The 11598-nt window shown below is 72.0% G+C and carries 12 protein-coding genes; 8 read left to right on the top strand and 4 right to left on the bottom strand.

Annotated elements, in window-relative coordinates:
• Positions 1 to 196: 196 nt before the first annotated feature.
• Positions 197 to 481, bottom strand: coding sequence for an acyl-CoA thioester hydrolase/BAAT C-terminal domain-containing protein (locus ABD140_RS40260; RefSeq protein ID WP_425544201.1), 285 nt, complete (start codon positions 479 to 481; stop codon positions 197 to 199).
• A 299-nt stretch (positions 482 to 780) separates the two neighbouring features.
• On the opposite strand from ABD140_RS40260, the gene ABD140_RS37755 reads away from it, so the two are divergent.
• Positions 781 to 1581 carry an APC family permease gene (locus ABD140_RS37755; RefSeq protein WP_344247466.1) on the top strand — a complete coding sequence of 267 codons (801 nt, stop codon included), beginning with the start codon at positions 781 to 783 and terminating at the stop codon, positions 1579 to 1581.
• 197 nt (positions 1582 to 1778) lie between these two features.
• Here the strand turns inward: ABD140_RS37755 and ABD140_RS37750 are convergent, their stop codons facing one another.
• A complete protein-coding gene (locus ABD140_RS37750; RefSeq protein WP_344247464.1) occupies positions 1779 to 2618 on the bottom strand; it encodes a helix-turn-helix transcriptional regulator in 840 nt (279 codons plus the stop codon).
• Positions 2619 to 2737: 119 nt separating this feature from the next.
• Between ABD140_RS37750 and ABD140_RS37745 the strand changes: the two genes are divergently transcribed.
• The 7 genes from ABD140_RS37745 (at position 2738) to ABD140_RS37715 (ending at position 9581) form a co-directional block, all read left to right on the top strand.
• Positions 2738 to 3580 (top strand): helix-turn-helix transcriptional regulator, encoded by an 843-nt coding sequence (locus ABD140_RS37745; protein WP_344247462.1) that lies wholly within the window; start codon positions 2738 to 2740, stop codon positions 3578 to 3580.
• Between the two features lie 411 nt (positions 3581 to 3991).
• The gene (locus ABD140_RS37740; protein WP_344247460.1) at positions 3992 to 5398 is read left to right on the top strand and encodes an amidohydrolase family protein; all 1407 of its coding nucleotides are present in this window, start codon (positions 3992 to 3994) and stop codon (positions 5396 to 5398) included.
• 60 nt (positions 5399 to 5458) lie between these two features.
• The gene (locus ABD140_RS37735; protein ID WP_344247458.1) at positions 5459 to 5719 is read left to right on the top strand and encodes an Atu4866 domain-containing protein; all 261 of its coding nucleotides are present in this window, start codon (positions 5459 to 5461) and stop codon (positions 5717 to 5719) included.
• A 213-nt stretch (positions 5720 to 5932) separates the two neighbouring features.
• On the top strand, positions 5933 to 7582 hold the full coding sequence (locus tag ABD140_RS37730) for a molybdopterin-dependent oxidoreductase (protein WP_344247456.1): 1650 nt from the start codon (positions 5933 to 5935) through the stop codon (positions 7580 to 7582).
• Positions 7583 to 7599: 17 nt separating this feature from the next.
• Positions 7600 to 8205, top strand: a complete 606-nt coding sequence (locus ABD140_RS37725) for a fasciclin domain-containing protein (RefSeq protein WP_344247454.1) — start codon at positions 7600 to 7602, stop codon at positions 8203 to 8205.
• A gap of 75 nt (positions 8206 to 8280) precedes the next feature.
• Positions 8281 to 8880 (top strand): ECF RNA polymerase sigma factor SigK, encoded by a 600-nt coding sequence (sigK, locus tag ABD140_RS37720; RefSeq protein ID WP_344247452.1) that lies wholly within the window; start codon positions 8281 to 8283, stop codon positions 8878 to 8880.
• On the top strand, positions 8877 to 9581 hold the full coding sequence (locus ABD140_RS37715) for an anti-sigma factor (protein WP_344247450.1): 705 nt from the start codon (positions 8877 to 8879) through the stop codon (positions 9579 to 9581). The genes sigK and ABD140_RS37715 overlap by 4 nt, the downstream gene beginning before the upstream one ends.
• A gap of 329 nt (positions 9582 to 9910) precedes the next feature.
• Here the strand turns inward: ABD140_RS37715 and ABD140_RS37710 are convergent, their stop codons facing one another.
• Positions 9911 to 11137 (bottom strand): PAS domain-containing sensor histidine kinase, encoded by a 1227-nt coding sequence (locus tag ABD140_RS37710; protein ID WP_344247448.1) that lies wholly within the window; start codon positions 11135 to 11137, stop codon positions 9911 to 9913.
• A gap of 183 nt (positions 11138 to 11320) precedes the next feature.
• Positions 11321 to 11536, bottom strand: a complete 216-nt coding sequence (locus ABD140_RS37705) for a hypothetical protein (RefSeq protein ID WP_344247446.1) — start codon at positions 11534 to 11536, stop codon at positions 11321 to 11323.
• Positions 11537 to 11598 lie beyond the last annotated feature (62 nt).

The raw sequence follows: 11598 nt of genomic DNA, 5'->3' as shown, positions 1-11598 counted from the left end.
CCACCTCGTCAAAGCCATCGCCGTCCTGCAGAACCACCGAACCGCTCAAGCCGCCCGAGGATGAAAGAGGCTCACTGGGCGTCCGACAAGTCCGAGGGGTAACGGCGAGACGGGGGCATACCGCAGCATCCTGGCGACGCCGGCACTGGTCGTCACGCCGCCACACCGGTCACACAAACCCCTTCTCAAACACGCACTAAGGATTTGAATGCTCGCTGAGGAAAGCGAGCGTGGCATTCCATGTTCGGTACCGGGCTGTGGCGTTGGAGGAACGGAGGCCGCCCAGGAACAGGGATGTCCCGGTCAGGGGGTGGGCAACGGTGGTCAGGGCGGGAAGATGAGGAGGTACGCCCACCTGGTGTCCGGCATCGGGAAAAATCAAGACGCGGGATCTGGCCCAGTCCTCGGACAGGGAATGGGCGGACAGGCTGGAAGGCCAGAGAGCGTCCTGGGCTCCGGCGCACCGGCCCTTGTCGGACATGGCGACGATGCGTACGGAGAAGGCCGGATCCAGCTGCGGGTAGGTGGGGAGGAACGCAGACGAAGCCGAGGTCGACGCTTCCGTCCTGTCCGGCGGCGAAGCGGACCGAGGAGCGCCATTCCTGCCCTTGGAAGTCGAAGGCGGATGCCCGGACCGTGACCACGGTATGAGGCTTCAGGCCGGTCCGCCAGTGTCGGATCGGCGTCCACGTCGATCGTCGGCGGGCCGGTGCCCACGGGGGCGGGTCCTGCGGCAGTCGCCGCGAAAAGCAGGACCGGTATCTGGCCGGGTGGAGTTTCGTGGTGGGCAAGACGGCCTCGTGCGCGGCGATGGCGCTCACGGTCGGCGCGTACGCCTGGCCCGAGCAGGCGCACGCCGTCGCGGTCGCGGCGGTGGTGGGGCTGACGGCGGTCAGCTGTGCGGGGATCCAGAAGTCGGCGCTGCTGACGCGGGTGATCGTGGCGGTGGTGCTCGCCGTGCTCGCCGCCGTGGTCGTGGCCGCCTGGACGTCGGGCTCCGCGGACGCCGCCCGGCTGGACGCCGACTCGGACACGACCGTCGGCGGGGTGCTCCAGGCGGCGGGGCTGCTGTTCTTCGCGTTCGCCGGGTACGCGCGCATCGCGACCCTGGGCGAGGAGTTCCGCGATCCCGCGCGCACGATCCCGCGTGCGGTCCCGATCGCGTTGGGCATCACGCTCGTCGTCTACGCCGCCGTCGCCGTCTCCGTCCTGGCGGTGCTGGGGTCCGACGGCCTGGCGCGGGCCGCGGCGCCGCTCGTGGAGACCGTGCGGGTCGCGGGCGTCGGACGGCTGGCGCCGGTCGTCCAGGCGGGTGCGGCGATCGCCGCGCTCGGGTCGCTGCTCGCGCTGATCCTCGGCGTCTCGCGCACCGTCCTGGCCATGGCCCGCGACCGGCACCTGCCGCACGCCCTCGCCGCGGTCCATCCGAAGTCCCAGGTGCCGCGCCACGCCGAACTCGCCGTCGGCTCCGTGGTCGCGGTCCTCGCCGCGACGGCCGACCTGCGCGGCGCGATCGGCTTCTCCTCCTTCGGCGTCCTGCTCTACTACGCCGTCCGCCGCGCGACGGCCGACCGCCCCTGACGCGTCACCTGGTGGAGACGCTCGCGGACCGCTCTTACACCGGCCGGCGGAGCGGGTCGCCTTCGGCCAGGGAATCGTTCATCGCCTGGCGCGCGACGGCCGGAGGCACACCGGTCGCCCGGGCGATCGCCTCGGCCAGGGCGGCCGGATCGGGAAGGTGCGACGGAATTCACCGGTCGATCCATCCCGAGCGGTGGTCAGCCGGTGGCGGCCCGGCCGAGTGCGCCGGCGCGCTCGGCCAGGCGCTGGAAGGCGGCGGCGGTCGGGCCGTCGGGCTCGGCCTGGTAGATCACGAGCTGCTGGTGCGGCGTGCCGTTGACGGTGAGGGCCGTGAAACGGATGTGCAGGTCGCCCACGTGCGGGTGCCGCAGGTGCTTGACCTCCTGGGTCTTGGACCTCACCTCGTGGCGGCGCCACAGGTCGGCGAACTCAGGGCTGCGGGCGGACAGGTCGGCGACCACCTCGGTGATCCGCGCGCTGTTCGGATCATGGCCGTAGGCGGCGCGCAGTTCCGCCACGCACGAGTGCGCGGCGCGCTCCCATTCCGGGTAGAACTCCCGGCCCGCCGGATCGCAGAACACCATGCGCGCGAGGTTGTCCGCGGGTGAGAAGGCCTCGTGCAGGGCCCGGGCCATCGCGTTGCCCGCCAGGACGTCCAGCGCGGGCCCCAGCACGAAGGCCGGAGAATGCGCGAATCCGTCCATCACCTGGAGCAGCTGCGGGCCGACCTGCTCCTGAGCGGGCCGTCTGGAGCGCGGTCGCGGTGGCCGGGCCAGGCGGCGCAGGTGATCGGCGGCCTCCTCCTCCAGCAGCAGGGCCCGCGCCACCGCCTCGATCACCTGAGGCGACGGGCTGGACTCCCGGCCCTGCTCCAGGCGGACGTAGTAGTCGCCGCTCATCCCCGCCAGCATCGCGACCTCCTCCCGCCGCAATCCCTTCACCCGGCGGCGCCCGTACTCCGGCAGGCCGACGTCATGGGGCTTCAGGCCCTCACGACGCGCTCTGAGAAACTCCCCCAACGGTGTACTACTGCTCATACATCACAGTATTGGACATGAAAGGCCGTAAAGAGCGTTTTGGATCTCGCCAGGCCAGGGTGTAACACACCCACCCTGAGCACTCTGGCGAGAGCCTCCGCCGCTTTAGCCTCCAAAACGTGAACAGTAGTGACTTTTCCCTCGGAGGCTTCCTGCGCCGGCACCGGGACCTGCTCCGGCCCGATCACCAGCCGGACGCGCGGCGGCGGGTGCCCGGCGCGCGCCGCGACGAGATCGCCAGGGCGGCGGGCATCAGCACCGGCCACTACGCCCGTCTGGAGCAGGACCGCGCCGCGCGGCCGTCCTGGCAGACCGCCGCGGCGCTGGCCCGGGACCTGACCCTGGACGACGAGGCCGCCGCGCAGCTGTACCGGCTGGCCCGGCCGACCGCCCGCCGCAGCCGCCCCGCCCGCCGCGAGCGGGTCTCGCCGGAGGTCCGGCGACTCATCGACGACTGGAGCAGGGCGGCCGCGATCGTCATCGACACCGCCCAGGACGTGCTGGCCCGCAACGCACCGGCCTCCGCCCTGCACGCGCCCTTCACCCGCGACGACAACATGCTGCACATGATCTTCCTCGATCCTGCCGCGGCCCGGTACTTCGGCGACTGGAACAAGGCGGCCGCCGACGCGGTGGCCGACCTGCGCCGGGCCGTGCGCGAGGCCCCCGACGACCCGCGCCTGACCACCCTGGTGGGCGAACTGGCGATCAACAGCGCGCCGTTCCGCCGCCTGTGGGCCGCCCGGGAGACGGCCTCGACCGGGCACCACCTGCACCTGTTCCACCCCGAGGTCGGCGAACTCCACCTCACCACCGAGATCTTCCCCATCTCCCGCGCGGCGGGCCAGCGGCTCATCACCCACCAGGCCGAGCCCGGATCCTCCTCCGCCGACGCCCTGATCCTCCTCGGCACACTCGTTCCCCGGACGGACACCACGGCCGGGGCCGAGAAACGTCCCTAAGGTCTGTTTCAAAGTTGCTGAAACAGTCCGGTGCCCGATGGCGCCTGTCCGGTGTGGTCCCTTGCGGAACCCTGACCGGGGTCGGCGCCAGTGGCGTTCCGGAATCGGCCGGGCAGAGGCCGCACGCAGGTGCGAACGGCTGCCGCCCCGTCCTTCCCCCCGCCAGTGCGGGATGGGACGATTGGCGGTTGACCCGGCCGGGGCTCCTTGCAGCCTCACCAAGAACCTTACACAAGGTGTTCATTCAAGCGCAAGGAGTAGTCAAAGTTCTTCCGCAGAAGACTTTGAAACACGCCCTAGGTGCCGCACTCCCAGGAAACCGGCGGCCTTCCCGCCCCCGCCCGCTTCTCGCAGACTCATCACCACCAGCGGGAACAGCCCGCCGGAACCTTCTGCGAAAGATCACCTCCAATGAACACCAGCGCCGACCGCACCCGGATCCTCGACCGGCTGCGCCGCCAGGCCGCCGACCCCGGCCGCCGCGTCCTGCTCACCGGCGCGGCCGTGGTCACCATGGACCCGGAGCTCGGCACCCTGCCGCGGGCCGACCTGCTCATCCAGGGCGAGACCATCGCCGCCGTCGCCCCCGACCTGGTGGCCCAGGGCGCCGCCGACGGCGCCGTGGTCATCGACGCGCGCGGCTTCGTCCTCTCCCCCGGCTTCGTCGACACCCACCGGCACGCCTGGGAGGCCCAGCTTCGCCGGATCATGCCGGATGTCAACGACCTCGGCGAATACGTCATGTCCACCCTGGCCGGCATCGCCCCCGCCTACACGCCGCACGACGTGTACGTCGGCACCCGCCTGGCGGCGCTCACCGCCCTGGACGGCGGCATCACCACCCTGCTCGACTTCTCCCACAACTCCCGCAGCTCCGCGCACTCCGACAGCGCGATCCACGCCCTCATCGACACCGGCATCCGCGGCGTGCACGCCTCCATGCGCCCGCACTTCGGCGACTGGGACGGCCAGTGGCCCGGCGACCTCGCCCGTCTGAAGGACCGGTACTTCTCCACCGACGACCAGCTCCTCACCCTGCGCATGGCCACCCTGGCCACCGACGAGATCGCCGGCCCCGACCTCGCCTACGGACCCGCTCTGGCCCGCACCGCCCGGGAGCTGGGCATCGGCGTCAGCGTCGACGCCGTCTTCGGCACTGCCTCCTCAGCCGCCGTCCTCGCCTGGGAGAAGGCCGGGCTCCTCGGCCCCGACGTCTCCCTCATCCACTGCACCGGACTGACCGCCGACGCCTGGCGGGCCATGGGAGCCACGGGCGCCAACGTCGCCCTCGCCCCGACCTCCGACGCCCAGATCGGCCTGGAGACCGCCGTTCCCGCCATCGACGAGGCGCTGGGCGCGGGCATCCGCCCCGGCCTCAGCATCGACGTCGAAGTCGCGCTCGCCAGCGACATGTTCACGCAGATGCGCGCCCTGCTCGCCATCCAGCGGATGCGCGCCGTCAACGCCGCCTACGGCACCGACGCCCGGCCCTCGCGCATCGGCGTCGCCGACGTCCTCGACTTCGCCACCCTCTCGGGCGCCCGCAGCATCGGCCTCGGCGCCACCACCGGATCCCTCACCCCCGGCAAGCAGGCCGACCTCCTGCTCGTCGGCGCCGAGGACGTCAACACCATGCCGCTCAACGACCCGATCGGCACCCTCGTCCTGGGCGCCGACCCCCGCAACATCGACGCCGTCTTCGTCTCCGGACACGTCCGCAAATGGGCCGGCACCCTCCTGGACGTCGACATGGCCGCCCTCGGCGCCGACGTCCGCGCCTCCCGCGACGAGGTCCTGCGCGCCGCCCGCCGCGCCTGACCACCCCGCACGACGAGAGTCACCGTCATGAACACCACGACCAACGCTTGGAAGGTTTCCATGAACGCTCAGACCATCACCACCGGCCCCCACCCGCACGTGGGCATGTGGGTCACCGCCGACGGCCGCATCCGCCAGGAGCTCCTGCCCACCGGCCGCTACGAGGAAGCCCGCGACGGCCGCGAACGCGCCTACACCGGCCGCTACACCGTCACCGGCGACCACATCGACTACTACGACGACCTGGGCTTCACCGCCACCGGCGACGTCCGCGACGGCGTCCTCTACCACGAGCACCTCGTCCTGTACCGAGAGCACTGACCTGCGCCTGCGGCGGAGCCCGGTCGCCGGCTCGTCGAGGAGGACCGCCGCAGCGACCAGGGCCGTGCGCCATTCGCGAGGGCTGCGGCCGGCCGGGAACGGCAGGCCGGTTCGCCGTGGCGGGTGGCGACGGTCCGGGACCCGCTGGAGAGGTTTCCCGAGATTTTTCTCCGGGGGACCAATCCGTTGCCGCGGCTGCGGCGAATCAAGGGCGTGAGGACGGGGAGAGGCCGGATCAGGACGGCCGTCGGCGGGCTGGTGGCCGCGGTGGTGGCGGCGGGTGTCGCCGAGCCGCTGGCGGTGCTGGCGGGGCCGCGGCCGGGGCCGCTCGCCGCCGTGGGGTCGGTGGTGGTCGACGGGGCTCCCGAAGGGCTCAAGCGGCTGGCCATCCGGTCCTTCGGCGAGAACGACAAGCAGGTCCTCCTGGCGTGCGTCGTCGTGGTCGTCCTGCTGCTGGCGGGGATGCTGGGGCTGGTCGCTCGGCATCGCCCGGCGCGGGCCATGGCGGGAGTGTGCGCGCTCGGACTGGTCGGTGCCGCCGCGGTGCTGACCCGGCCGGGCGCCGCCTTGCTCGACGCGGTACCCGTACTGGTCGGTGCCCTGGCCGGAGCCGTTGTGCTCCGCACGCTGTCCGCGACACGCTCCGTCGCCCTGCCCCTGAACCCCTCCCCTGTTGATGCGCTTTCCGCCGCGCCGCCGGACGGCGTAACGGCCGTCGGTGTGTCTCCCGCCGCTTCGCGGGACGGCGAAACCGCAGAAGACATCGCGCAAGAGTCCGGACACGACCGGGAGTGGGTCGTCGGACGACGGCTCTTTCTGGCCGGTACAGCCGGGGCCTTCACGGTGGCGGCCGGAGGGCTGTCTCTCGGCGGGGTCCTGCGGGGAAGGCGGAGCGTCGAGGCGGCACGGCGCGCGGTGCGGTTGCCGCGGCCCGCACGGCCCGCCGCGCCGCTCCCGGCGGGCGTGGACCTGCGGCTTCCCGGGCTCAGCCCGTTCGTCACCCCGAACCGCGACTTCTACCGCGTGGACACCGCGCTCGTCCTTCCTCAGGTCGACCCGGCCGCCTGGACGCTGCGCGTCCACGGGCTGGTGGAGCGGCCGTTGGAGCTGAGCTTCGACGAGCTGCTGCGGCGGCCGCTCGTCGAGCACGACATCACTCTGACGTGCGTGTCGAACGAGGTGGGCGGCCCGTACGTCGGCCATGCGCGCTGGCTCGGCCTTCCGCTGGCCGGGCTGCTGCGGGAGGCCGGGGTGCGGGCCGGGGCCGACCAGCTGCTCAGCCGCTCGGCCGACGGCTGGACCTGCGGGACGCCGCTGGTGAGCGTGCTCGACGGGCGTCAGGCTCTGCTGGCGGTGGGCATGAACGGGGAGCCGCTGCCGGTCGCGCACGGCTTCCCCGCCCGCCTGGTCGTGCCCGGCCTGTACGGGTACTCCTCGGCCACCAAGTGGGTGGTCGACCTCGAGGTCACCCGCTTCACCGACACCGAGGCCTACTGGGTGGCGCGCGGCTACGCCGAGGACGCCCCCGTCAAGACCCTCACGCGCATCGACGTGCCGCGCCCGCTGCGGCGCCTCCCCTCCGGCCGCACCGTGGTCGCGGGCGTGTCCTGGGCGCAGCGCCGCGGCATCGCGGCCGTCGAGGTGCGCGTGGACGGCGGTCCCTGGCGGCAGGCGCGCCTCGCGCCCGTCCCGGGCACCGACACCTGGCGGCAGTGGGTCCTGGAGTGGGACGCCACGCCGGGCACGCACCGCATCGAGGCCAGAGCCACCGACGCAACGGGAGCGACCCAGCCTCCGACCCGTGTCCCCCCGTTTCCCGACGGCGCCACCGGATGGCATTCGGTCGTCGTCACCGTCATCTGAAACAAGGAGAGAACATCATGAAGCGTGTCGCCATCACCGCAGGTATCGTTCTGGCGCTCGGCCTCGGCACCACCGCGTGCGGTGCCGACGACAAGACCGAGGCGGCCTCCGGGAACCCGGCCACCGCGCCGGCCTCCCAGGCGGCGGCCAGTGAGAACTTCGGTCCGGGCTGCGCGGCGGTCCCGGCGAACGGTCCGGGCAGCTTCGCCGGGATGGCCGCCGACCCCGTCGCCACCGCGGCCTCCAACAACCCCGTCCTGTCCACCCTGGTCACCGCGGTGAAGAAGGCGGGACTGGTCGACACCCTCAACTCCGCGCAGGACGTCACCGTCTTCGCCCCGACGAACGACGCCTTCGCCAAGATCCCGCAGGCCGACCTGAACAAGGTCCTCGCCGACAAGAAGGCGCTGACCGACATCCTCACCTACCACGTCGTCGAGGGCCGCAAGACGCCCGCCGACCTGGCTTCCGGCTCCTTCAAGACCCTGCAGGGCGCGACCGTCACCACCGAAGGCGGCGACACCGACTACACCGTCAACGCTGCCAAGGTGGTGTGCGGCAACGTGCAGACCGGCAACGCCACCGTTTACATCATCGACACCGTCCTGATGCCCGCGAAGTGAAGCCCCTCGCCGGAGCCGCCGATCGAACGCGGCTCCGGCGGGTCCCCGTATGTATTTCCAGCGATCAGGAGACAGATGAGCGAGCCGTTTGCCGAGGGCGCCCGGTTCACGTCGGGGCCGACCGCTGAGGACCTTCCCGAAGACCTCTCCACGCTCGTGCAGTACGTGGCGTGCGGCGATCGGCGGGCGTTCGAGCTCGTATACGAGCAGGTCTCCGGCCCCGTCTACGGCACCATCCTGCGCGTCGTGCGCGACCCCGCGCAGGCCGAGGAGGTGGCGCAGGAGACGCTCGTCCAGGTGTGGCGGGAGGCGTCGCGGTTTGACCCGCTCCGGGGAAGCCCGATGGCCTGGGTGCTCACCCTCGCCCACCGCCGTGCCGTCGACCGCGTCCGCAGCGCCCAGGCCGGTGCCGAACGCGAACAGCGGGCCTACCATCTGGAACGGGAGCACGACCACGTCGTCGAGGAGGTCGAAACCCGCCTGGACCGCGAACGGGTACGCCGCTGCCTCGGCGGCCTCACCGAGCTGCAACGCCGTTCCCTCACGCTCGCCTACTACTCCGGATACACCTATCCCCAGGTGGCCGGACTGCTGGACGTGCCGCTCGGCACCATCAAGACCCGCATGCGCGACGCCCTCATCCGGATGCGCGACTGCCTGGGAGTGGACCGATGAACGCACCCGACGCCCACGGCCTTCTGGCCCCGTACGCGCTGGACGCGCTCACCGACATCGAGCGCCGCCGGTTCGAGCACCACCTCACCCGGTGCGAGACCTGCGCCGGAGAGCTGCGGGGCCTGCACGAGACCGCGGCGATGCTCGGCGTCGCCGCGGCACAGCGCCCGCCGGACGCGCTGCGCGCACGGGTCATGGACGAGATCGACCGCACCAGGCAGCTCCCGCCCAGGGCCGGCAACCACCGCAGATGGCGGTGGAACCTGCCCGGCATCTCGCTGCTGCTCACCGCGGCGATGATCGCGGCCGTGCTCTTCGCCGGTTTCACCGTCCTGTCCGATCCCGAACGGCCGCGCCGGACGGACCCGCAGATCAGCGCGGTGCTGTCCGCCCCCGACGCCCGCAGCGTCGAGGTCCGGCCCGCCACGGGCGGCAGCGGAACTCTCGTCGTGGCCCGCTCCCTGAACAAGGCCGTCATCACGATGAAGGGGCTGCCCGCCGTCCCCTCCGGCCACGCCTACGAACTGTGGCTCCTGAGCCCGGACGCCCCGCGCCCCGCCGGCCTCATGCACGACACCCACGGCTCGCAGGTCATCTCCGCCATCGACGACGCCACCCACCTCGGCGTCACCGTCGAACGCGCCGAAGGGGTCTCCGCTCCCACCAGCCCGCCGATCTTCACCCTGCGCCTACCCGCCTGAACCCGGCTCGTCCGGAATCCGGCGACCTGCTCCGTGGTGATGCTCCTGCTCAACGTCCCCGAAGGTCTCTCCAGCTCCGCGGGCATGAAGAAGGCAGGACGCGGCGCCGGTTACGTCTTCGGCGTGTGGGGCGGCATCGCGGCCGTCTCCGGACTGGCCGCGGCCCTGGGCCACCTCACCCTCCGTGGGATATCCCCCGCCGTCATCGCCCTCATCACCGCCGTCGCCGCCGACGCCGCCGGCGCCATCCTCGCCGACACCATGATCCCCGAGGCGTTCGAACGCACCCACGTCCTCACCGGCTTCGCCCTGTCCACCCGCGGCCGGGGTCAGAGCCGGTGCAGTGGCAGGCGCAGGACCAGGCGGGCTCCGGAGGCTCCGTCGGCGCGGTCGGCGGCGTGCAGGGTGCCGCCGTGGGCCTCCGCGATCTGCCGGGAGATCGGCAGGCCCAGTCCGCTGCCGCCCGGATCGCCGATGCGCGCGTCGGGGCGGCGGAAGAAGCGGGCGAAGACCTTCTCCTTGTCGGCGTCGGGGATGCCTGGCCCGTCGTCGACCACCTCCAGCACCGCCTGGCCGTCTTCGGCGGTGAGGCTGACCTCCATGCGGGAGCGGGCGTGGCGTTCGGCGTTGGCCAGCAGGTTGCCCACCAGGCGGGCCAGCCGGATCGGGGAGCCTTCCGCCACGATTCCGGGGTCCAGGTGGGTGGTGACGGCGGTCTTGAGATCGCGGCGGGCCAGTTCGCCGCGCACCAGGTGGGCCAGGTCGACCGGTTCGGTCGGCGCGGACGTCCCCGCCTCCAGGCGGGCCAGTTCCAGCAGGTCTCCGATGATGTCGCCGAGCCGTTCGGCGTCGTGCAGGGCGGCCTGCAGGATCCCCCGCGGGTCGGCGTCGGGGTCGGCCAGCGCGTCCTCCAATCGGACCTGCAGGCCGGTGACCGGACCGCGCAGATCGTGGGAGGTGTCGGCGACCGCCTGGCGCTGGCGCCGCACCATCTCCCGCAGCCCCTCGGAGATCTCCCGCTCCTGGGCCTCGGAGCTGCGCAGCCGCCGGTTGACCTCCTGCAGCTCCCCGGTCTGGGAGAACAGCTGGGCCTCGACCGCCGCCGCGTGCATCAGACCGGCCTCGAAGAACGCCGATCGGCCGTTCCCCCGCATCCGGTCGATGAACGAGGTCACCTCCTGCTTCCGCACGATGACGCCGCGGACCGCCCCTTCGTCATCCAGCAGCGGACAGCTGGTCACGCTCCAGTACCGCTCCTCAGAGGCTTCCGGACTACCGGGTACCTCGATGTCGTAGCGCTGCAGCATCAAGGTGTCGGCCTCGTCCTCGCCCCCGGCCAGCGCCCGCTCCAGCGACGCCCGCAGAACCTCCACCCCCTCGCCGGAGGAACCTCCCGGGAACACCTCGAAGATGTTGCGGCCGACGATCTCCTCACGCGTACGGCCGAGCAGCCGCTCGTAGGCCCGGTTCACGGCGACGAAGACCAGCTCGGGCGACAGCAGCGCCAGCGCGGCCGGAGCGGCGTCGAACAACGCCCGGAAATCCACCTCGGCCATCACAGCCCCCTCGCCGGCACACCCTTGAAACACCACCACTGACCTGGGACAACACTATGCCGATCCTTCATCGAGCCACCGCGCGGCCTCGCCGCGGCAGCACCGCAGCGAAGATCTTCCTCTCATGCCGCGCTCCGCACCCAGCATCCTCAAGAGCCGTTATGGACGGCCCTTCTCCGACCGTCAGCCGATCCCCGACAGCGGATGCCGACACACGAGGACCTTCTCATTCTTCGAGAGGGTCCGAGGATGTTCCGTCGCCGGGGCCAGGGCCGGGGCGAGCGCGGTCTGCAGCAGATCCTCGGCCGTGGCCCAGTCCCGGCAGACCAGGTACGCCGTCCGCAGCAGCCGTGGCGACCGTTGGGTGACATACGCGGTGTCATCGGCGCGATCGCGCACGGGTCGGCCTCCCTCTCTCAGCCTGAATACCTCCCGGCCCGCGCCAACGGTTGCCCGCCTTC

The organism is Actinocorallia libanotica (assembly GCF_039525175.1).
Lineage (GTDB): Bacteria > Actinomycetota > Actinomycetes > Streptosporangiales > Streptosporangiaceae > Actinocorallia > Actinocorallia libanotica.
This window is presented reverse-complemented; position numbering and strand designations above follow the sequence as displayed.